General features: G+C 48.5%; 21 protein-coding genes and 1 pseudogene. 11 read left to right on the plus strand and 11 right to left on the minus strand.

The window, feature by feature from the left end:
* Nucleotides 1–6: 6 nt before the first annotated feature.
* Nucleotides 7–482 (plus strand): annotated as a pseudogene (locus tag ACYVBJ_RS12355) (HI0074 family nucleotidyltransferase substrate-binding subunit).
* A 1-nt stretch (nucleotide 483) separates the two neighbouring features.
* The gene (locus ACYVBJ_RS12360; RefSeq protein ID WP_460982604.1) at nucleotides 484–660 is read left to right on the plus strand and encodes a nucleotidyltransferase domain-containing protein; all 177 of its coding nucleotides are present in this window, start codon (nucleotides 484–486) and stop codon (nucleotides 658–660) included.
* 139 nt (nucleotides 661–799) lie between these two features.
* On the opposite strand, the gene ACYVBJ_RS12365 is transcribed toward ACYVBJ_RS12360, so the two are convergent.
* The 5 genes from ACYVBJ_RS12365 to ACYVBJ_RS12385 form a co-directional block, all read right to left on the minus strand.
* The gene (locus tag ACYVBJ_RS12365) at nucleotides 800–3,361 is read right to left on the minus strand and encodes a TonB-dependent receptor plug domain-containing protein (RefSeq protein WP_460982605.1); all 2,562 of its coding nucleotides are present in this window, start codon (nucleotides 3,359–3,361) and stop codon (nucleotides 800–802) included.
* Between the two features lie 105 nt (nucleotides 3,362–3,466).
* A complete protein-coding gene (locus ACYVBJ_RS12370; protein ID WP_460982606.1) occupies nucleotides 3,467–3,844 on the minus strand; it encodes a hypothetical protein in 378 nt (125 codons plus the stop codon).
* Between the two features lie 24 nt (nucleotides 3,845–3,868).
* Entirely contained in the window at nucleotides 3,869–6,544 is a 2,676-nt protein-coding gene (locus tag ACYVBJ_RS12375; RefSeq protein ID WP_460982607.1) for an ABC transporter permease, read from the minus strand.
* Complete coding sequence (locus ACYVBJ_RS12380; protein ID WP_460982608.1) at nucleotides 6,541–6,879, minus strand: PadR family transcriptional regulator; 339 nt, start codon at nucleotides 6,877–6,879, stop codon at nucleotides 6,541–6,543. Before ACYVBJ_RS12380 ends, ACYVBJ_RS12375 begins: the two co-directional genes overlap by 4 nt.
* A 150-nt stretch (nucleotides 6,880–7,029) precedes the next feature.
* Nucleotides 7,030–7,380, minus strand: a complete 351-nt coding sequence (locus ACYVBJ_RS12385; RefSeq protein WP_460982609.1) for a winged helix-turn-helix domain-containing protein — start codon at nucleotides 7,378–7,380, stop codon at nucleotides 7,030–7,032.
* 136 nt (nucleotides 7,381–7,516) lie between these two features.
* On the opposite strand from ACYVBJ_RS12385, the gene ACYVBJ_RS12390 reads away from it, so the two are divergent.
* Entirely contained in the window at nucleotides 7,517–8,497 is a 981-nt protein-coding gene (locus tag ACYVBJ_RS12390; protein WP_460982610.1) for a helix-turn-helix transcriptional regulator, read from the plus strand.
* An 8-nt stretch (nucleotides 8,498–8,505) separates the two neighbouring features.
* Here ACYVBJ_RS12390 and ACYVBJ_RS12395 read toward each other — a convergent pair whose 3' ends face one another.
* Complete coding sequence (locus ACYVBJ_RS12395) at nucleotides 8,506–9,003, minus strand: cupin domain-containing protein (RefSeq protein WP_460982611.1); 498 nt, start codon at nucleotides 9,001–9,003, stop codon at nucleotides 8,506–8,508.
* A gap of 259 nt (nucleotides 9,004–9,262) precedes the next feature.
* Here ACYVBJ_RS12395 and ACYVBJ_RS12400 point away from each other — a divergent pair, with 259 nt between their 5' ends.
* The 3 genes from ACYVBJ_RS12400 to ACYVBJ_RS12410 all read left to right on the plus strand — a co-directional run bounded on the left by ACYVBJ_RS12400 (nucleotide 9,263) and on the right by ACYVBJ_RS12410 (nucleotide 10,987).
* Entirely contained in the window at nucleotides 9,263–9,556 is a 294-nt protein-coding gene (locus ACYVBJ_RS12400; protein WP_460982612.1) for an oxidoreductase, read from the plus strand.
* A 40-nt stretch (nucleotides 9,557–9,596) separates the two neighbouring features.
* Nucleotides 9,597–9,977 (plus strand): oxidoreductase, encoded by a 381-nt coding sequence (locus ACYVBJ_RS12405; RefSeq protein ID WP_460982613.1) that lies wholly within the window; start codon nucleotides 9,597–9,599, stop codon nucleotides 9,975–9,977.
* 68 nt (nucleotides 9,978–10,045) lie between these two features.
* Complete coding sequence (locus ACYVBJ_RS12410; RefSeq protein WP_460982614.1) at nucleotides 10,046–10,987, plus strand: NAD(P)-dependent alcohol dehydrogenase; 942 nt, start codon at nucleotides 10,046–10,048, stop codon at nucleotides 10,985–10,987.
* 289 nt (nucleotides 10,988–11,276) lie between these two features.
* Here the strand turns inward: ACYVBJ_RS12410 and ACYVBJ_RS12415 are convergent, their stop codons facing one another.
* A complete protein-coding gene (locus ACYVBJ_RS12415) occupies nucleotides 11,277–12,341 on the minus strand; it encodes a saccharopine dehydrogenase family protein (protein ID WP_460982615.1) in 1,065 nt (354 codons plus the stop codon).
* Nucleotides 12,342–12,394: 53 nt separating this feature from the next.
* On the minus strand, nucleotides 12,395–14,431 hold the full coding sequence (locus tag ACYVBJ_RS12420) for a hypothetical protein (protein ID WP_460982616.1): 2,037 nt from the start codon (nucleotides 14,429–14,431) through the stop codon (nucleotides 12,395–12,397).
* 210 nt (nucleotides 14,432–14,641) lie between these two features.
* Between ACYVBJ_RS12420 and ACYVBJ_RS12425 the strand changes: the two genes are divergently transcribed.
* Both ACYVBJ_RS12425 and cydB read left to right on the plus strand, forming a co-directional pair.
* On the plus strand, nucleotides 14,642–16,012 hold the full coding sequence (locus ACYVBJ_RS12425) for a cytochrome ubiquinol oxidase subunit I (protein WP_460982617.1): 1,371 nt from the start codon (nucleotides 14,642–14,644) through the stop codon (nucleotides 16,010–16,012).
* A 143-nt stretch (nucleotides 16,013–16,155) separates the two neighbouring features.
* Nucleotides 16,156–17,190 (plus strand): cytochrome d ubiquinol oxidase subunit II, encoded by a 1,035-nt coding sequence (cydB, locus tag ACYVBJ_RS12430; protein ID WP_460982618.1) that lies wholly within the window; start codon nucleotides 16,156–16,158, stop codon nucleotides 17,188–17,190.
* 16 nt (nucleotides 17,191–17,206) lie between these two features.
* Here the strand turns inward: cydB and ACYVBJ_RS12435 are convergent, their stop codons facing one another.
* Entirely contained in the window at nucleotides 17,207–17,641 is a 435-nt protein-coding gene (locus ACYVBJ_RS12435) for a putative toxin-antitoxin system toxin component, PIN family (protein WP_460982619.1), read from the minus strand.
* Nucleotides 17,638–17,865, minus strand: coding sequence for a hypothetical protein (locus ACYVBJ_RS12440; protein WP_460982620.1), 228 nt, complete (start codon nucleotides 17,863–17,865; stop codon nucleotides 17,638–17,640). Before ACYVBJ_RS12440 ends, ACYVBJ_RS12435 begins: the two co-directional genes overlap by 4 nt.
* A gap of 314 nt (nucleotides 17,866–18,179) precedes the next feature.
* Here ACYVBJ_RS12440 and ACYVBJ_RS12445 point away from each other — a divergent pair, with 314 nt between their 5' ends.
* Genes ACYVBJ_RS12445 through ACYVBJ_RS12455 form a run of 3 tightly spaced genes read left to right on the plus strand, consistent with a single transcriptional unit; the run spans nucleotide 18,180 to nucleotide 21,264 of the window.
* Nucleotides 18,180–19,025, plus strand: coding sequence for a transposase (locus ACYVBJ_RS12445; RefSeq protein WP_460982621.1), 846 nt, complete (start codon nucleotides 18,180–18,182; stop codon nucleotides 19,023–19,025).
* Between the two features lie 53 nt (nucleotides 19,026–19,078).
* On the plus strand, nucleotides 19,079–20,095 hold the full coding sequence (locus tag ACYVBJ_RS12450; protein ID WP_460982622.1) for a hypothetical protein: 1,017 nt from the start codon (nucleotides 19,079–19,081) through the stop codon (nucleotides 20,093–20,095).
* On the plus strand, nucleotides 20,083–21,264 hold the full coding sequence (locus ACYVBJ_RS12455) for a hypothetical protein (protein ID WP_460982623.1): 1,182 nt from the start codon (nucleotides 20,083–20,085) through the stop codon (nucleotides 21,262–21,264). Before ACYVBJ_RS12450 ends, ACYVBJ_RS12455 begins: the two co-directional genes overlap by 13 nt.
* Before the next feature lie 385 nt (nucleotides 21,265–21,649).
* Here ACYVBJ_RS12455 and ACYVBJ_RS12460 read toward each other — a convergent pair whose 3' ends face one another.
* Nucleotides 21,650–22,042, minus strand: coding sequence for an energy transducer TonB (locus ACYVBJ_RS12460; protein WP_460982624.1), 393 nt, complete (start codon nucleotides 22,040–22,042; stop codon nucleotides 21,650–21,652).
* Between the last annotated feature and the right edge of the window lie 105 nt (nucleotides 22,043–22,147).

Genomic DNA, 22,147 nt, shown 5'->3' on the forward strand with positions numbered 1-22,147 from the left:
GGGAAAATGGCCCTAGCTCGATGCGTTAGGGCCGTTTTGTTTCAGAACGTCATAAATTTGATTATAGAACAGGATATTCGTTGGCAGCAACGGTTCGTTAATTTTAACAAGGCGTTATCGCAGCTTAACAGATCCGTTGCTAAGGGTCAATTAAACGAACTGGAAGAGCAAGGATTAATAAAGGCCTTCGAATACATCAACGAATTAGCCTGGAAGACATTTCAGGATTTTTTGAGAGATAAAGACTATTCAGATATAGCAGGGCCAGAACCTGTTGTTGAACAAGCGTTTCAGGATGGTTGTATAGATGGATTAGCCTGGGTAAAAGCCGTAACTTAACCAGTCACACTTATAATGAAGAAACGGCCAATGAAATTGCTGAAGCGGTCAGAGATGAGTATGTTAATCTGCTCAACGATGTAGCCGCCCGGTTAGACACTGAACGGCAAGGACCTCGGTCATCTTTGTTTGATACAGACTAAAATGCGCTATGGATTGAGTGATAGCCACCTACTAGACATCGTCAATACGATCGTGGCGAACCCACGAATACAACAGGCTATTCTGTTTGGCTCCCGGGCTAAAGGCACTCAACGGCCTGGTTCAGATATCGATATTGCTTTAAAGGGTGATCGCGTCTGGCTCTTCATGATCTTCTAACCGTTTCTATAGCGCTTGATGAATTAGGACTGCCGTTTAAGTTCGATCTGATACTTTATAATCGGATTGACGAACCTGCTTTACAGGAACATATCGATCGCGTTGGTAAAGCATTGGTTCAGCATTGAAACACCGCCAATCATTCAGGTACCGTCAGCACCACCGTCAGATAATAAAGGCCGCCCACGCTCGGGCCAGCCGTAAAGGTCGTGTACGGTCGATTGAATAGATTAGTACCACCAAGTTTAAATGATATGTTGGGCTTAGTCAGTGCGTAGCTGATTTGTGCGTCGAAGGTATTGATGGCCGGAACGATACCCGTAGCCAGCGACGATTGCCATAAGAACGAACTTTGGTATTTGTAATTGACTGAAAAGCCCAGATTACCCCACAGAGACGGGTTTGCAACACTCACGTTTGTAATCCACTTAGGTGTATTAAACGCTTCTTCCAGGCCGTCGCCCTGGTCCGTACGGTCAAGCTGAGCGAACGATGCATTGCTCGACAATACCCAGTTACGTCCGGCCGAATACCGGAACCCCAGGCTCGCTCCGTAGTTATACACTTTTGTTTTTGAGTTTGTCCAGAGTCTGTAACGATCCTGTTGATTACGATCGGCCAAATCGTAAGCCAGCGAGTCAGGGTTACGACCTTTGGGAACGTTAGCTTCAACCTGGGCAATGAAGTTGCGGTACACGTTGTAGTAAAAATCTACGTCTACATACAATTTTCTAGTAAAAAATAACCCTTTGTAGCCAACTTCAATGCTGTTGACCTGTTCCGGTTTCAAATACGTATAGGTGTTTGGTTTCAATAAGTTTTTGTTCTTCTGAATGGCCTGATCTGTAGTCAGCTTGTTGGTGTTAATATCGGTATTGATAGCCGCCTGGAAGGCATCAACTGAGGTGCGGAGATACGAATTCTCGAAAATACCCTGCGACATAACTTTCAGGCCGCCAACCCGCTTAACGCCCCCCGAGTTAACGTTGGAAAACCCTTCGAACAGCGATGGAAACCGGTAGCCGGTCTGGTAAGACAGCCGGAAGTTATGGTCGTCGGTTGGCGAAAATACCGCCGAAATGCGTGGATTTAATCGAGCATCGAAGTAGCGGTTCTTATCGATACGTAACGAGCCGGCTATTTTGAGTCGTTCGTTGAAAAACGACCTGGATGCCTGCACGAACCCGCCTGTTTTAAAATAAATCAGGTTCTTGTCTGTTCCGTCGGGATTGATAAAGTAATTGCCATCGGGAAAAACGACGTACTGACGGTAATCGAATCCGGCCAATAGGTTGATTCCTGTTTTCTCGCGAAAGCCTGACCAAAGTACCCGTGTAGGTTCGACCTGTCCTTCCGCATGATACATCCACGACTTTACGCGTAGGGCCGCACCAATATCCCAGTTATTGATGTCGCGACGTTTGGCGACCTGGGTCTCAAAGGCTTCAGTGCCCGGTTGCGGTCGCCCGGCGTCGGCGGTTGTCCGAGCGGTCTGAAGCGCATTCGTGACCGATTGACCAGCCTGGGTGCTGGCATTAAACTGATTCGTAAAATCAGTGAACCATTGGTTGTCCGATTTAAACGACTTGTCAATATTTTCGGCCATTGACCGGATGTTGTAGGAATCACCCGTGTTCTCGGAAGTTCGATAAACGCGCAACTGCACGGATGGAGATTCCAGCGTTAGGCCATGCTGATCGAGCCGGTAGTTGTCGAGCCGAAAGCGGTTTGTGCGCTGGTAGATATTGTCAAGCGTAGCGGCTTTGTAGCGGTAAGAAACGGTAAGATTAGGCCGGATACGCCAGAAAAGTGCTGCGTCTCCCCGCAGGTTGTTTAGTCGCAGATCGGCCGTTTCGGTTTCGAAATAACCCGTTCGGGCCACTACGTACCGCTTGCCGTTGAGCGTCAGCGAACGCCGGTTGGCCGATTCATCGCCGTAGTTATTTACTAAATCACGACCGGGATTGTCTGCGCCCACCAGCCCCAACGAAGTGTTTGCATTCGGGTTGAGGTCCGAAGCGTCGCGGGCGATCCAGTCGTAGCCCCGTTGATACGTCAGGTTAACTTTGAAGGCAATCTGAGAGCCAATCGTCCTGGCGTACCGTAGACTTGTCTCGCTGTAGACTTTAGCGGAAACCAGCGGGTCGTTGACGTGGTTAACCCCTGTTTTCTGGCTGATGCTCAGGCCAGTCGAGGTAAACGGATCTTTAGTGATCAGCTGCGCCAGGCCATTCAGCGCATTCAGACCATAGAGCGCCGATGCTGCCCCCGGTACGATTTCGACCCGTTGAATATCCAGATCTGACGGGGCCAGGGCATTGGCAATAGGAGCACCGATATGCGGAGCCTGATTGTCCATGCCGTCGACGAGCTGCACAAACCGAACGTTGGTCGGGTTGGCGAAGCCCCGCGTGTTGTACACTTTGAAGCCTAAACTGGACGTTAGCAGCTGAACTCCCTTCAGATTTTCAATCGCGTCGAAGTAAGAAGGCTGGGCCGACAGCCGGATCTGACGAGCATCCAGCAGTTCAATGCTTACCGGTGATTTTAAGACATTTTCAGGTATCCGCGAAGCCGTTACGACAATTTCAGTAAGTTGAATTTTACGTAACGAATCCGTAGGCGTTATAGTGCTGTCGGGCGGAGTGCCCGCGTTGCTGAGTTGACTGAGTAGAAGTAAAAAGTAGAAAAGGGGCTTCATCGGATCGTTATTTCTGCTGAAATATAACGACCCGTTCTGTTTTTAGGAAAATAACGCTGGGTTGACAGACAAATATTTAGTTACGGGAAATTCAGGTAGAGTGTTTTAGTAATTGGTTACGGTCTGTACCTGAGTCATCTGGCTGGTTTGTCTGATTCTGTATACCGCTATTAACAGCATACCAATCAGCGCCACTAAACCAAAAGCCATCGTACACAGTGTAGGCATCTTGTGAACTGGTAAGAATATGCCTTGTGAGTTGAACGCGCGGTACATAACCAGTTCTGTTTGCAGACGGTTTAGACCTGATACGTCGGTTGTCTGCTTAAAATGAATCATACGACCGTTTTTGTAAGCGTCTATTTGAATCAAAAGCATTGTACCGTCGTCGGAGATACGTGTCCGGAGATAGGTTGGCGTATAGGCTCTGGCGTTCGTACTCAGACAGATGCCCAATAGCAGGGTTATCAATAGAAGTTTCATGAGTAGAATCGTTCAAGAACTGTGCTATTCGGAGCGTAATGATTTAATCGGGTTCATTAACGCAGCCCGAATACTTTGGAAACTGATCGTTATCAGGGCAATCAGGACGGCCGAAAGGCCGACGGCTACGAAAACCCACGGGCTCACCACGATCCGCTGCGAGTAGTTATCCAACCATTTCTGCATGCCGAACCAGGCGAGTGGTACCGCGATACAGAGAGCTATTAACACTAACCGGACGAAGTCGCGGGACAGCAGCAGAACAATGCCGGGAATGCTGGCTCCCATTACTTTTCGAATGCCAATTTCTTTGGTCCGCTGCTGAATCATGAGTAGCGCTATCGCAAACAAGCCGATGCACGACAGCAAAATGGCAATACTCGATGCCAGGCTCAAAATTCTTGACAGTTGTTCTTCATTGTCGTACCAGGCATCGACGTTTTCATCCAGGAAGGATGCGATAAACTCCGACTGCGGGGCTATTTCGGTCCATACCTGTTTTAGTTTCTCCATCGAACCAACTAAACTTTGCGGTGTCACCCGTACGAAAATGTAACTGATTGGTTCGGTGTTCGATACATGCATAGTGATTGGCCGGGCCTCGTCGGCTATGGAATACAATTGGAAATTGGAGACTACGCCAATGATCTGTGACTTAGTGCCCGTGCTGTCATTATCATCGCCAAGTAACATACCCACGGGGTTCTCTTTGCCCATCATCTTTGCCATACTTTGCGTGATCAGAACCCGGTTAACCGAATCGGATGCATAAGCCCGGCTAAAGTCACGTCCGGCAACCAGTTTGATGTCCAGCGTTTTCAGGTAGTCATAATCAACCAGCAGCAAGTCGGTAGCTATATCCTTGCCCTTGTACGTAAAGCCTAAGGTTGTTCTGGATGTTACGTGGTCTTTTCCCTTACCCAGATTAACCCCCGACCCCGTAATGGCTAGAATAGTCGGGTCGTTGGCAAACTTGTTACGTAGGCGTCCGAGCACCTGACGACCGTTCACCTGATTACCCACTGGAATACTAATGACCTGCTCTTTGTCGAAACCCAGTGGACTCTGGCGTAAATGTCCGACTTGTTGATAGGCAATAATAGTGCAGCAAGCTAGTAAGCAAGATAAGCTAAACTGAGTAACGATGAGCGAATTACGCAGGACGCCGGGCCGCTTGACGGCCAATTTCCCTTTTAGCACATCGACTGCGTTGAACCTAGCCATTTGCCAGGCCGGATATCCACCGGCAACCAGCGTAACTAACAGCATCACCCCCAGCATCAACGCGATAAAACCTGGCTGAAAGGCATTCGCTAAATTAAGCCTGGAGCCGAACGTAGCGTTAAAGGCGGGAATAAGCAGGTAGGCCAGCAGCGAACCGCCCAGAAAGCCCACCATGCATACAAGAACGGACTCGCTCCAGATCTGAACGAACAAGCCACGTTTCAGGGCACCCAGCGACTTGCGAACGCCCACCTCACGCGCCCGTGTGAACGACCGGGCAATGTTCAGGTTGATGAAGTTGATGCAGGCAATCAGCAGGATAAAGGAGGCTAAGCCCATCAATACGTATATCACCGCAACGGGTGTCCCTCTGTTACCGGCTATTTCGCGATTGAAATGAATATCGGAGAGCTTCTGCAAACGTACCGCGAACACATCGCCATACTGATCGGGCTTGGCTTTCTTCTGACTAAGTTCGTCGAACGTGGTCGGAAAATATTTGTGGGCGAACGGCTTCAACCGGTTTTCAAATTCAGTCTGGTTGATTTGAGCCGGTAGTTTAACGAACACAGTGAAGTTTCTATCATTCCATTGGTCTTTATTACGCTGATAATTGGGGATGTTTTCAATCCGCACCAAAGCATCGTAGCGGACCGATGAATTTTCGGGAGCATCAGTTATAACACCGCTTACGATAAAGTCTTTTCGATCGTTATCGTTACCAACTCGCAGGCGCTGGCCAATCGGGTTTTCCGACCCAAATACGTCTTTCGCCATGTTTTCGCTGATAACGATGCTGCCTAATCCGCGCAGGGCTGTCTGCGGATTTCCAGTAACAAGCGGAAACGAAAACATCTTTAGAAAATCAGGGTCGGTATAATTGATCAATTTGTCAAAATACTTTCCATTCGCTTCTACTAAGCTTTTCCGGCCGACTACAACCCGGGTAACGGCTTCCAGTTCAGGATAGTCTACCTTTAAGGCAGGTGCCAGTGGTAAAGGCACTGAACCGCTCTTTACTGGCTTTTCCGGGTCGTTTGAAAAGGTATATGTTTGGAAAATCCGGTCGCCATCCTGGTGAAACGAGTCATACGTTAGATGTAGGTACGCGATCAGAAACAGGAACACGCAGATGCAGAACGCAACGGCAAGACCCGTTACGTTGATAGTTGCATAGCCCCGGCTTTTCCAGAGGTTACGCAAAGCGATTTTGATGTACGAGCGGATCATGTCAGGATGAACGGATGACGGTTGCGAATAATGGTCAGGTTGAGGGCGCCTGCGCACGAGTGGGGGCAAGACGGATAAGACATTGAGTACGTAGCGAAGCGTGGCCTGGGGTTCACCGGCGCGTTGGTGCCAATAGGCATATAACTCATCCAGATCGCCCTGCACTTCCTCCAGGGTGTTGGAAGGATGCAGCCAGATTAACAGCCGCTCGGCCCAGCGCGGTGGTTGTACGCCGGAGGAGCTCATAGGCCGCTTAGCTTTAATGCATTGGGAGGTACCAGCTGCCACAGCTCGTTTCGGAGCTGCTGAATATCCTGCAGTGCCCGGCTACCCAGGGCTGTGACTCTGAACAGGCGCTTGCGCCGTCCTCCGCGTTCGGTAGTAGCTCCGCCTAACTCGGATGTCACGAATCCTTTTTCTTCTAAGCGAATCAACGTGTTATGTACAGTACCGAACGTCACCAAACGACCCACTTGTTGCTCGATCTCCTGCGATATCGTAACGCCATACGCCTGCCCATCGAGGATAGCCACCATGAGCAAAACGATCTCTTCAAACTCACCTAGATACGTGCGACGCATTGGTTTGAGGATTAGTTTATATTTTATCGTACAAATCTGTGACCAAACTAGCTAAAAGGCCAGAACAGGCTGGAAACGCCTGTTTATAGCGTATTGAACCAGTAAGATATGTCCGTAAGTGGACAAACTTGGTTTAGAAACGGACAGTGATCAGGCAGGAAGATTGGCTAATTCATTGGCCAGAAATTGCTGGAACCGCTCGTGAAGACCCCGATAATGAGTAAGGTATTTTTCGCCCTCTGGGGTGACAACGGCACCGCCCCCTTTATCACCCCCCGTTTGGGTCACGACTAAAGGGGTATTGGCCTGGGTGTTCATGGAATGCACCAGTTCCCAGGCCCGCTTATACGACATACGCATGGCTTTTGCCGCCTGGTTGATTGAGCCGGTACGCTGAATATGGCCGAGTAGCTCCATTCGGCCGATGCCCATGAATCGTTCGGTGGCGTCGGTGGAGGTCGTTTCGAGCCAGATGCGGCCGTTGATGCGTAACGTATTCATGCTATTCGTGTGTAACGAACGCTAAAATACGATAGCAGAAACGTTATTGGCTTACGGGAACGGTTTTCAAATCTAAATCTGTACTTATAAATTACGATTCTGAAAGAGTGCTAAACGTCAGCAACCTACGGTCGCCATGCTATTCAGCTTCACCGCTACACCCGATTTTGACTTTATGACGTACTTTGCCCGTCACATACAGGCAACAGTACAGAATGGCCTCCTAACGATACCGGATTATCTTGGACAGGGTTACATACGTAAATTATCATTCGGGCAGGACTTTAAGATCACCATACACCGTTACTGTCTCAAGGAAGATCTGATCATTAAACGCAGTACATCCGGCCAGGGAAACGACCTGATCACCGTGTTTTTTTACAACAACGAACAGGCGCTCCAGATCGCTTTCAATGATGACACCCAGGTCTTGTTTTCTCAGCGCGACGAGTCGGCTATCCAGGTTACGTCTAACGATCTCAGTTCGACTATCCGTTTTCCTGCCCATCAAACGATTCATTACGTAGTTGTCGCCATAAAGCCACCTCGTTTAACCGAATTATTAGCCGTCAGTGATCCTAATTCGGTTCTTCAAACTATAACCGGCAGCGGCAATTCCTTTCTCTTTTTTGAATCCATGGCTGCCGAGACCAAGCTGTTGCTTAAAAACCTGACAGCCATGGATATGAATGATACCCTGAGCAATTTCTATATGCAGATCAAAGTGCAGGAACTGCTTTATCTGGTTTTCCATAAATTGTCTTTACGCGAAAGCGCTGCTCATCAAACAATTAACAGCGCCGACGCGGAAAGACTCCTGTATGTACGGAATGAGATCATCAGCGACCTGAGCGTACCGCCGGTAATCCGTGAACTGGCACAAGTCGCAGCCATGAGCGAAACCAAACTAAAACAGCTTTTCAAGCAGACGTTTGGCAACACGATTTATAATTATTACCAGCAAGCCAGAATGGAAGAAGCCGCCTTCCTCCTGAAACAGGGCAAACATTCCGTTGGCGAAGTAGGCTATGAGCTGGGCTTTTCCAATTTGAGCCACTTTAGCCGACTATTTGAAAAGCATTATGGCCTGAACCCGAAGCGGTACTCGTATTCGTAACGCCATTGTTACCCCAGATAATTGGGTGGGAATACTTGCTGACCGTACTTGGCAGCAGTAGCCTGTAGTTTTTTAATGGTTGCTTCGTCGAAATGTGGTGGAGAAAGAAACTGCCCCGCAGCAACGGGCTGGCCGATTTCCTCAAAAAATCTTTCCAGACCGGCAGGAACCACCGTACAAAGCAACTGGGCCGTTTGCTGAGTCTTATTTCTAAAGGCATGCACCACACCTCCTTTAGGAATGTTAATAAATGATCCTTTAGTCGCCGTGTAATGGCCAAACTCGGATTTCACTTCGATTTCGCCGTCGAGCACGTAAAAGGATTCTTCAAAATCGGCGTGGGCGTGCGGTCCAGGGCCACCACCGGGCGGGATAAGCATGTCAATCGTGGCGAAAGCTCCTCCTGTTTCTTCCCCGCTGACTAGAATTCGGTAGGTGCCGCCAACCACGGAAATGCTTTTCCCTTCGTCAGCGCCTACAGTGATTGGTTTTTTGTGATTTTCCATGATAGCTGATGTAAATACGCCACAAAGCTCGGAAGGCTTCAGGTTGGAAAATATTCCGATGTGACCGTAAATCAGTCGTATCAGACAAACCAGATCCTACAATCCACGGCCTTGTCTGGTAATCAGCTAAAACCACATTGCTGCGTAGTCATCCAGCTTAACCGGCCTCGTCGGATTCGACTGTTTTTTCGGCTTTTTGCGCTATTTCCCCGTCTGTAGCAGTCCCAACTTTGCTGTGTTGAAATTAAAACACACGACAATGAAAAAGTTAGTAATGCCTTTTATTAAAGGCGCACTCAGGTTAAAGAACCATGTCGTTATGGCCCCGATGACCCGCAGCCGGGCGCTGAATAATATCCCCAATGAATTAATGGCTACCTATTACAAGCAGCGTTCCGGAGCTGGCTTGATCGTTACTGAAGGTACCTCACCTAGCCCGGAAGGGTTGGGCTACCCACGTATTCCGGGTATTTTTCCGAAGCGCAGGTCGAAGGCTGGAAAGCTGTCACAAAGGGCGTTCATGAGGACGGTGCCAAAATATTCGTACAGCTAAGATTGGCCTTCGCATTTCTCCCTATTCTACCTTGAGCGATATGCCCGCATACGAAGAGGCCGACGTACACCAGACTTATGCTTACCTGAGTGGCGAATTGAACCGCCTGGACATCGCTTACATTCACATTTCTGACAGCCTTTTGATACCACAGAAAACGCATCAGGCGATCCGGAAGGCCTTTTTCAATACGCTAATCTACTGTAATGGATTAACCGCGGAAACCGCCGAAGCCAAATTGCAGGAGGGGTCGGCCGATTTGGTAGCCTTTGGCAGAAGCTTCCTGTCTAACCCAGACTTCATGAGGAGGATAGAAAAAAACAGTCCCTTAAATGAGGTGGACTACATAACCCTGTACACCCCTGGGGCGCAAGGCTACACCGATTATCCTGTATTGGAAGAGTTGGCCCAACTCGTATAGCTTCCTACAAGGCCCGGCGCCTTCTTCCGTGACCGGGCTTATTATTCAACCTAAAACTCACAAAAATCATGAGAAACGTAATTTATAACCAGTTTGGCGACGAAAGCGTACTGGAGTTAGTCGAGCAGGCAGTGCCAGGTATCGAGAAAGATCAGCTGCTGGTCCGGGTGAAAGCGGTTTCGATCAATCCTTTGGATTGGAAAGTGTATGGCGGAGAAATGAAACTGATGTCGGGCTCTAAGTTTCCTAAATCGGTGGGTATCGATTTCTCGGGTATTGTCGAACAAACGGGCAGCACCGTTACACGCTTCAAGGTGGGCGATGCGGTCATTGGCTTACTGGACGTATTCAAAGGTGGAGCACTGGCCGAATACGTTGCCCTGAAAGAGACCGACATTACCCTGAAACCGGCTAACATCTCGTTTGAGAAGGCAGCTGCTCTTCCTGTAACCGGACTGTCAGCCCTGCAAATCATCGACCAACTGGCCGCAGTCGGTCCGAACCAGGACGTATTGATCAACGGTGCTACTGGTGGGATTGGCATATTTGCCGTGCAGATTGCCAAAAAACGCGGTGCCAGGGTGACGGCGGTTGTCAGTACGAAAGGCGTTGCCGAAGCCCAAAAATGGGCCCCAGATACCGTAATTGACTACACAAAGCAACCTATTAACCTCCTGAATCAGAAGTTCGACGCGGTTATTGACCTATCTACCAAGCTGTCCTTTAACGAGGCCAAGAGCCTGATGAAGCGAAAAGCCGTTTTTGTCAGTACGCTTCCCTCTCCGGTGGCACTTATTACTTCGTTCATCAATAACATCTTCTCCGGCCAAAAACATAAAATCCTGATCGTGAAACCGACCGCTGAAGGGCTCAATACGTTGGCGAAGCTAGCTGAAACTGACCTGCAGATCGTGCTGGATAAGACGTATCCCCTCACCAACGTCAGGGAAGCCTACCAGGGAGCCCGTCGGGGTAACAGCATTGGAAAGTCGGTGATTGTTCTCGATTGACGTCAGCCTTGGCGGCTGAAAACGTGCGGTATGCAACGAGTTGAAAAATCGCTGATCGGTAAGTATCCTTTCCGCGAGTCAAGAGGGTACTTGCTGCCTAATGCGTTTACAGGGCATACGCATGGCTTTGGCAGCCTCATTGAGTAACTTATACGTTGTGACCAGGCAATTCCAGTCGGCAGAGAGGGCGAGTCAGATGTGCTTCATTGATACCTAACGTATTTGCGCAACTGTCTTAAATATGCATCGGGAGTTAACATGTAACACCTGAAGCTATGTGTGCCAACACTCACATCTTATCGTCGCGGGTCGTACCGGCTACTTTCAGAATTAAGTCGGCGCCATATAGGCCAGCAGGCGTCTGATAACCCGCCTTCCAGTTGCCATTCAAAACTTTCTGGGTAATCAGCAAGGCGGTTTGAGCGGTAAGTGTGTAGCCTTCAGGTCCGTGTAACCGGGCTTCGACAGTTTGCCCGGCTTCGTTCCAGACTTTACCCCACACGTGGGTTTTCGCTCGTTGTCGAGTTGATTCATCAGGACCTGTAACGGTACTGCTAATTCGTTTTTGCAGGAATGACTGTACCGCCCGATAACGTAGTAACCCGCCGAGGTAATTCCCAAGCTTGGCCAGCCAGATCTGGCCCGTCGATGAGCCCATGAACGTTTCGATGTTTGGAATACCTGTAGTCCAGAAAGCGGTCGCTACATCGCCCCACGGAATGGCCATACAGGGCAGATTTTGCCCATTACCGAAATCGATGGATAGCGTCTTATGAGCGTAAGGGACCGTTTTGAGCTGGCCATCCTGCCGAACCATACCGCCGACGCCCATGCCTTCGAGAGCTGTCTGCGCGGTGCCGTGCGAAAGTGCACCGCCCTCATTCGCAAACGCCAGTTGCAAGTGCGTTGCGTCAGGAAGCCGGTCTTTCAGATAGCGAGCCATACAGTCGGTGGGTACTACGTCGAACCCTACGCCCGACATGAGCATGACGTTACGTTCAAGTGCCTGTTGATGAAGCGCCATTCCCTGTTCAAAAACGGCTACTTCGCCGGTAATGTCGAGGTAGTGGGTACCGGTTCGTAGGCAGGCCTGTTGCATTGGTGCAGCTGTTTTCGAAAACGGACCGGCGCAGTGCAGAACGACGGGTACATCAACGAGTATCTTATCCAAGGCTGATTGATTCGCTAAGTCAGCTACTCGGTACGTAAGACCAAATTTGTCGGCCAGTGGTTTCAGTTTAGTCTCACTACGACCGGCCAGAGTTGGAGTTAGTCCGAATGCGGCAGCCTGCCCGATGATTAATTGAGCCGTATAGCCATTAGCACCGTAGAGCAAAAAGGTAGGGCTGGACATTGGATTAGTTAGCGAGAAAGACAGTTGATTGAAGGCGACAACGGGTTGGTTAACTACCTAACCGGATTTATGCCCATTCGTCTAAACGACTGCTTAAGTTCGCGTAACTTTTCGTTGTTTAAACTGATTGAATCGGTAGCCTGTCTGCTCAAATTACTGGCAACGCTATCAGATAGAAACCAGCCCAGCGGATATTTGTTGTTGTACTTCAGGCGTAGGGTGAGATAGTTTGTCTTAGGGTTGGCAAAGCGATCCATAAACGAGTCGAACATATAATCGCGGGTGATGGAGCCGTTATCCCAGGCATTGAAGAAAGCCAGCAATGGCACCTGAATTTCCTGCAGGACAGACCGTTTGCGAGGTAGTTTTCCGACCGTATTGCCATTCTGAATGAATACTATGTATGGAATGATTTTTACGTGTTCGGTCGCGTCTAGCTGACGAATAGACGGTACAAGGTTGTTGAGCAACTGCATACAGGTTTCAATGCCTGAATTGTCGAAATAACCGCCGTCCACTACGTGTCCGCTGTACGTCTGCTTTCTGTTTCTGGTGGTAACGGTATCTTTTTGAATTAATCCACCATTGGTAACCACCGGAAAACGACTGCACAGCGACGCGGCCGTTTTGAGTGGCACATCGGCACCCAGTATATCAAGCGTCGATACTACATCCCTGAAGTAGCTCGGATCAAGGTTCAGGTTCGACGTAATGATTTTCTGACCCGATTCGGCCAAGGTTCCGTTCAACAGCAGGGATGGCAGATTGTAATTGTAGCCGGCCGGCGTCTGGTATAACTGGGTTAACGATTCGTTGAGCGTATTAAGCGCAAGATTGTCGTGGTACGAGTCGGCCCAGGAGTCTTCCAGCCATTTAGCCCGTTCTAAGGAGGAGATGGGAAAAGGCAGGATTCGCTGAACGGATTCGGGAAACAACAGAGCCGCCGATACTCCCGACAGGTAATCGTCGCGAATAACCTTGCGAAACCGGTCGAACCGGCTGATTCGCTGCGATTCGGCTACGTCGCGCAGAAAAGCTGTGTAAAAGACGGTACCAACCCCACCGCCCGATACACCACTAAGTGCATACACATGGCGGCTAAACCCCGGAATGATGGAATCGAGTCGGATCAGGGTTTCAGCGGTCCAGTTCAACGCGCGGATGCCGCCACCCTCAGCTGCTACCAGAATAAGCGGAATGGTATCGTGGTCTTCCAGGCGGTGAGCGGCAACCCACTGCTCAAAATGCGCCTTCACCGTTGGGCGCTGGGTACTCGATGAGATGGGTACATCAATCTGCCGTACAGCTGTGTTATCGTTGAAGGCGCTGACAAGAACGAAATAGGCGAACACAATCAGGACCAAAGGACGGTAGCGATAGTCATTGAAATACACCACTAAGCTGCCCCAGAACGTAAAGAGCGTAATACCGAATATAATAACGGCCGTGGGACGCAGCCGCCGGGCAATTTCCCACTCAACCGGCAAGCTGAACAACGTAATCAAAATAACCGTCAAGGAAAGCCCAGCCGTGACGACTCGTCGGCCTAGCGGATGCCGCCACAACTCGCGAATGTCTTGTTTGAAACTCGTGTAGCGGTTTGAGAACTTCCATCGAGTTGGTATGGCAAAAACGACTACGTTCTTTTCGAGCCACAGGAATAAAACCAGCAGCAAACCGCTTTCGAGCAGCAGTAGATAGAAATGCCAGTGACGAGGTTCCCAAAACGCATAAGCCAAGATCAGCGACGGAATTACACCGCCTAGTTTAGGCAGCCAGCGTAATAGCCAATCACACTGTCGATTAATGCGTAATCCAACCGGTGAAATGTGCAGAATCATGCGGGTGCAGCCATACACGACACAGCTCCAGATGAACGTACTGAATAGAATATATTGAAACAGCTCACTGAAGACTTTTGTCGAAATAACGGCATCGATCATGTCTTCCGCCTGGTCGGGACCCGTCAGGACATAAAAGGCGATCAGCAACGTAACAATCACTACAAACGCGTTACGTTGCGTCTGATAAAAAGCAACGATGTAGTTGCGGGCTTGCTGAGAAAAAGTATGCGGACGAGTCGGCTGCACGAACAGAAGAGTTAAGAGGACAGCATGGTCAATGTAGCGCTTCTATCTGGAGAATGTAAACGATTGTATAAATTATAAAATCTTTGTCTGAACCAAGATTCTCCTATTCGTTCCGGTTGTACCTTCGATAGATAGTTTCCTCGTCAGTTGTGCTGCTGGCTGCGTTGTCGGTGTGCAGCTTTGGCGATTGTCCCGGCTATCGCTACACGTATGGACAATGTAGAGCTCCTCTCTCGCATACAGTTCGCGTTCACCATCGCTTTCCATTACATCTACCCGCCCTTGAGTATCGGCCTTGGCGTTTGTCTGGTGGTTATGGAAGGACTGTATCTAAAAACTAAAAACAAGGTTTACGAAGAATTGACCCGCTTTTGGGTCAGAATTTACGCGCTTATTTTTGGAATAGGCGTTGCCACGGGCATTGTGATGGAGTTTGAATTCGGTACCAACTGGGCTACGTACTCGCGCTACGTCGGCGACATCTTCGGCTCGGCTCTGGCTGCTGAGGGAATTTTCGCTTTCGCGATGGAGTCGGCTTTCCTGGGTATTCTGGTTTTCGGCTGGAACAAGGTGAGTCCGCGTGTTCACTTCATGGCTACGGTGCTGGTCGCGCTTGGCTCGATTTTCTCGGCGCTCTGGATTGTGGTGGCTAACTCCTGGCAGCAAACGCCTTCGGGCTACCGGATCGAAGGAAAGGGATTGCAGGCCCGCGCTATTGTGACCGATTTTTGGGCGATGGTGTTCAATCCATCGTCTATCGAGCGCTACTCACATGTACTGATCGGGGCGTTTCTGGCGGGTTCGTTCCTGGTGCTGAGTGTCAGCGCCTGGTACATCCTTAAGAAACAACACGTCGTTCATGCGCAGGCTGCCTTTAAAATTGCGTTGTGGGTGGCGGCTGTGTCGTCGCTGGGGCAGTTGTTTACCGGGCACCAATCGGCGGAGGTCGTTACCAAATACCAACCCGCTAAGCTGGCGGCTATGGAAGGCCACTTCGAGAAATCAGCCCCGGCCGATATGTACCTGGTCGGCTGGGTGAACGCCAAAGAACAGAAAACGTCGGGTATTAAAATTCCGGGTGGCTTGTCCTTTCTGGTGCATCAGGACTTCAGGAAACCAATTCCCGGCCTCAACAGCATCCGCCCGGAAAACCGCCCAACGGCTGTCAACTTCGTCTTTCAGACGTACCATCTGATGGTCGCAATCGGCATGACATTGATTGCGCTGACCTTGTTCAGTCTGTTCATGCTGTATCGGAACAAGCTGTTCCAGACGCGCTGGTTAATGGTTGTGTTCGTCTTTTCGGTGCTGTTGCCTCAGATTGCCAATCAGGTTGGCTGGTACACGGCCGAAGTAGGTCGTCAGCCGTGGGTTGTATATGGTTTGCTCCGAACCTCAAACGCGCTGTCGCAAGCGGTCAAAGCTGAGCATGTACTAGCTTCCCTGATCTTGTTCACGTTTATCTACGTCATGCTGTTTGCCCTGTTTCTGTACCTGCTGAACAAAAAGATTCAGCACGGTCCCGACGTGGATTCAGACAAGCACGAGCCCAGTTCCCGCATGAACCCAGTACTTAATTAAAGAGTGAAATAGTGAATACATAAGCGCTCCAGCGCTCATCCACTCTTTAAAATATACAGTAAGGTGATACCGGCTTTGAGAACCTGACACCACATGCAGAATACTCACTCTTTCGCTCATTCACTCATTCGCTCTTTCAAACTATGGATACTGTTCTTGGTATAGATTTGCCAACCTGGTGGTTTTTGCTGATTGGCGCACTCATTAGCGGTTACGGCATCCTGGACGGCTTCGACCTTGGTGCCGGGGCGCTCCACCTGTTTTTTCGTAAAGAGCAAAGCCGTCGCATTGCGCTCAATGCCATTGGGCCCGTTTGGGATGGGAACGAAGTCTGGCTTGTGATTGGAGCAGGCTCATTGTTTGCGGCTTTCCCGTTGGTATACGGTACTATTTTGTCGGTTTTCTATCTGCCGTTCATTCTGTTTCTGGTCGCCATCATCTTCCGGGCAATTTCGATCGAGTTTCGGAGCAAAGAAGAGATGAAGTGGTGGCGAACGCTGTGGGACGTTAGTTACTCAGTGTCCAGCATCGCGATTTCTCTTCTGCTGGGTCTGATTCTAGGTAATCTGATTCAGGGTATTCCGTTGAATGCTGATCACGAGTTTATCGGTCGATTAAGCGATTTTTTTAATCCCTATGCTGGGTTGATCGCCGTTACGGTTCTAGCGCTGTTTATGATGCACGGAGCGATGTACCTCATCATGAAAACGGAGGACCGGCTGTACGCCAAGCTAACCATCATTGCGAACAACACGAGTAAGTTTTTCATCCTGTGCTTTATCGCAACGTCGTTGGCAACGCTGATTTACGTGCCGCACATGACGGCCATTTTTAAAGCCTATCCGGAACTGTTCGTTTTGCCGGTCGCGGCCGTTCTGATCGTGCTGAACATCCGTCGGAGTATCGAGAAGCGGCAGTACCGCCGTGGGTTTGTTTCATCGGCGATTACGACAGCGCTGCTGTTAATTCTATTCGCGATGGGACTCTATCCGAACCTTGTACTGTCAAATGCTGATCCGAAAGGACACATCAGTATTTACGAAGCCGCTTCGTCGGATGGCTCACTGCGCACGATGCTGCTGTTCGCCTTCATCGGTATGCCGCTGGTCGCTACGTACACGCTGTTTATGTTCTGGACATTCCGCGGCAAGGTGAAGCTCGAAGAGCACAGTTATTGAATGAGTGTAGGGCGGTTTATCGGTCAAGAAACTGCTTAAACTCATTAGGGGCCATTATTCGAAGCGAAGGAAATGGGAGCGATTTGAATAAATTGAAGTGATTATCGAACGTAACTAAACAATAAGCATTCGCAGATAGAGCGAGGTCTGAAAACTTATTGTCATCCGGATCGACTTCGATCAACCTCCAGCGATAAAAGGGCTCATGAAATGTCACATTGGTGGCAGTGCATAAAATATCGATTATATAATTCGCTGTGTTTTGTGAGTAAAACTCCGTCAATTTTTCGGCGTACTCATTCAGGATTTCGGTGCTAACAACCCAAGTGAACTTTTTAGCGGCAAACGCTTCGTATACAAAAAATTCTGTGTTCCTGCGATTGATTGTCGCGATGAGAACATTTGTGTCAATAACGACCAGAGGAAGGGAGGGCAGATCTGAAAAGGTCATTCCTGGTTAGACTTAGTGCGCTGATGCTGATTACGGAGGGTTTCATAATCGGCTTCTGTAATGTTCTTCCTGGCAACTACATTGTCTACTTCATCGAAAAGTTTTTCGGCATAGTGTTTCGCCAGTAAATCTCTAATTTCGACGGACTCTTCGTAGCTCATCTGTCGGTTGAACATTCGTAATAAACTGAGCTGCACGTCATTCAAGCCACTTAGTTGTTGCATAGCTAAACTGATTTTGCTTTGTAATCTATAACAAATTTACTGTTTCTTCTCGTTCTGTTGGTGGTATACCACCAACAGAACAAAACCTTCCTCGCTGTTCTGTTCTTCGTCTGTATCACTATGCACGTACGTATATGCTGTTTATGTTCTGGACCTTTCGGGGCAAGGTGAAGCTCGAAGAGAATAGTTATTGATTAGAAAAACATAGTGAGTTTAATTACTGACATGTCGTAAACATTGAAGCTGTTTAAACTTTACAAAAAATCCCCAAAACCGTATGAATTTTGAGGTGCGAACTTCAAATAAACACAGCAATGGGGATTATTGACAAAGCTATGATTGAAAAATGGATTTTGCCACATCTCTCCATCGGAACGCGCGGTTTTGAGACCACCGTACCCCTTAGTGAAATTGTAGAATGTATTTTTCATCGCCTGAAAACTGGTTGCCAGTGGCGAGAGTTGCCTACTAAAGAGTTCTTTACCGACAACGTTTTGCATTGGAATTCGGTCTTTTACTACTACAATAAAGGGAGTAAGGCCGACTGTTGGCGCACCATTTGGGTCAATATCCTGCTCAAAAACCGCAAATTTCTGAATCTGTCAAGTGTCGAATTTGATGGTAGCCATAGCCCGGCAAAAAACGGGGGAGATGCGGTGGGCTTTCAAGGCCGAAAAGCCTGCAAGACCACCAATGCGTTGTTTATCTCAGATAGTCAGGGCGTTATGTTGGCCATGTCCACACCTCAAGAAGGGCAGCAACACGATCTGTTTCAAATTCAAGCGTTGTTTGACGAAATCTGTAGCCTTCTCAAAGAAGCAGGTCTTGATTTGAAAGGCTTGTTTCTAAATGCCGACCCCGGCTTTGACTCAGTTGATTTTAAAGCGGCTTGTGAAAAGGAAGAAATCATCGCCAATGTGAAAGCGAACAGGCGTAATTCGGTCAACTCCGCCCAACTCCCTTACCAAACGGGTACGCATGTGTTCGATGGGGAACTGTATGCGGATCGTTCGGTGATCGAACATGCCAATGCTTGGATGGATGGCTTGAAGGCCCTGTTAGTGCGGTTTGAATTTTCCGTAAAAAACTGGATGAGCCTGCATTTTATCGCATTCTCAGTCATTTTCCTGCGCAAAATCAAACGTAAAACGAAAGTTTAAACAGCTTCATTGGCTAGTTTGGTAAGACAATACTACCACATCAGTTTACAAACATGTCAACTTCCCCCGCTTTACAGAAAGCGTTACCGTCATTAGGTAAGTTTGGTCTTTGGTTAGGGATTACCGCGTTATCTAAGCACTTAACTGGCAGCACAGAACTGGCAGCAGCACTTGCTACTGTGGGCGTCGGAGCCGAACACATTGGTGGGGCTTGTGAGATCGTCAGCAGCTTAGCTTCCGGTAAGCTAAGCGACTATTACAAAGAGATCCGAAGTAATGCTCATTTTGGAATTAACCATGACTTGCAAGGAGCCATGCAAGGTGGTATGGGCCATGCATTAGCTGAACTACAAACAGATTTTTTTGCCCAAGAGACGCTATCAAACCAGGAGGCTGACCAAATCAGGTTATACTTTCGATCGCTGATCTATCATATCAGCCATAAGGAATTAACTGATGATCTAGTAAACGAATACATACTTGATCGGTCAGAATTTTTCGACAATTTGTTAAAACGAGTACATGAATTACCTGCAAACAATGAACCAACCGAGGTTGGGGGTATTGCCGACGTATTTATTCTTGTATTGACTGATGAAACAAGCCAAAAGCTGATCGAGTTTCTGCTTAAGAATTTGGAGCCATATGCTCAGCGGTACATCAATGAAGAACTGAAAGGAAATGATAAGGCAAAAACGGCTTACTTCATTCACCTCTTAGAGTATAGTGCCAGGGTTAATCAAGATAACGCTGTTGTTCTGCAAGAGATTAGCCAAGCTCTTAATGATGTTGAACAGGTTCAGCAAGAACATACCGATTTATTGCGACAGATTGCACAGTCGCAGCAGTTGATCTATGACTCATTACGGAAGCTACGGGTTGACTTACAAGTTTTTGTTAATGATTTTGCCGATTTTAAACAGCGTATCGACGAACGGTATGAGCCTGTATTAAACATTCCCGATTTAAATCCTGATAACCTTCCTACTTCATTCAGTTACCAGTACGCTTTACGTTATACAAGTTTTATTAGCCGTGAAGAGGAGATCAACCAGTTATGGGGTTCCTGAATGACCAGTCTAGCCGAAAAATGCTTTGGTGGCTGATCACTGGGCCTGGTGGTATGGGAAAGAGTCGCTTGGCACTGGAATTTTGCCTAGAAGCCCGATGCGTAAACCACCATGTTGGTTTTCTGGAAGGCCGCCATATTGCTACGTTCGATTGGAGTAATTGGCGACCGGCTTACCCAACCCTACTGGTCGTAGATTATGTAGCTGCTTATGCAGAGCCAGTCAGGCAAATGATTGCGGACCTTAATATTAATGCTCAAAATAAGCTCTTAAAGCAGCCAGTACGTGTGTTGTTGCTAGAGCGCGAAACCCGTGACGACTGGTGGAATCGATTTTTAGCTGACCGCAATGTAGCCGAATGTAGTTATTATGCTGCTAGTCCGCATCAGGTATTGGCCTTACGCCCTTTCGACGATACAAACTGCTGGCAAATAATAACGGAAGTACACCGCAAGCAGCATAAACTGGTAAAGGTTAGCCGGGAGTATACCTTAGAAAAAATAGCCCAGATCGATTCTGAAGGCAGACCGCTTTTTGCATTTTTGACGGGAATGGCCTTAGCTGATGGTGAGGATATTCGCCGGTGGGATGTGCACGATCTGCTGGACAATCTATTACAGCGTGAAGAAAATAATGTATGGAGACACCACCCAAAATGGCAGGATGAACGGTGTCGCGAAGGACATAAAAACCTGTTGGTTCTGACAACATTGACACGGGGGTTATCAGCACAACGGTTAGCTGATATTTTTAAACGCGGAATAGAGTGGCTGCCCGAACGCCGACCAGATACGGACTTGTACGAGCGCCTATCCAACATTAAAGAGAACGACTCACCAGAAGGGGAAACAGAGAAGGTGTACGAAGGGCTACAGCCAGATTTGATCGGTGAATACTATGTGTTGAAACGCATTGACCAACTACTGAATGACGATTTTATTGGTGAAGATACCGTAAAGGCGCTCTTACAGACTGCATGGGATGATGGATCAACCGGGGCTTGGTGGACAATTTGGTTGACATGCAGTGACTTTCCCAATTTTTCAGGTAAAAAGTCGCGTGCTTACCTGGAAAACAGCCGACCTACCATAACGGATGAATTAACCTGGATAGACTGGTCAGGCTTACACTATAATTTGACTACGTCCTACGGCACCGCTCAGCAGTAGGCTCAGGCCGAAGCTCGGTACGCTGAGCTGGCAGGCCTAGCTCAGGCCTACCCACACAACGAAGAGATTGTGCTTCGCCAGGCTATGGGAGCAGCCTCTCAACTTTACTTTAGCTCAGAAACTGAGAAACTTGAGCGAAAAGATTACTTCGTATCCTTATGCGAAGACTTAAATACCTTACTATCAACGTACGGTGCCAGGACGGGGTGGGAGGATAAACTATCGCTATTAACAGAGGTATTAAGCGATAATCGATGGCTCTTGGTAAATGATTAGCTGGAATAACTATATTTATTTCCTGAACTCCCCTGCGCCTAAGTGACTAGGCCAGATTATAGGCTCGGAGAGGAGAAGTCGTGATGACAAGGGTGACTATCATCTTTCATCAAGGAAAATTGATCGGCAGATTATAAGCCACATTAACTGGTCTGCCATTTTGGCGACCGGGTGACCAGCGCGGCATTTCACTAACAACCCGTATAGCTTCAGCATCGAGTTCCGGACTCAGGCTCTTTATGAGCTGTACGTCTTTTATCTCACCTGTATCAGCGACTAGAAATTTAACAAAGCTGCGGCCTTTGATACCTGCCTTTTGGGCCGCTTCGGGATAACGCAGATTCTGTCGGAGGTATGTACTTAATTTAGCCATACCTCCCGGAAACGCGGGTGGCTGTTCCACGACGGTGAACACTGTCATAGGTGTTGAAGCTGAATCAGCCTGTGCTTTAGCCCAGGTTGCGCTGAGTAACAATGAGGTGATTAGAAAGGCAGTTTTCATAACTAAAGTTTGTTTACAACAATTGATCTTGGTGACAAGACGTTGCCGTTTGCCGATGAACCTGATTGTCGTAAAAAGTTACGCTTTAGCTAACACTCATTGCGC

The sequence above is a fragment of the Spirosoma fluminis genome, assembly GCF_054778895.1.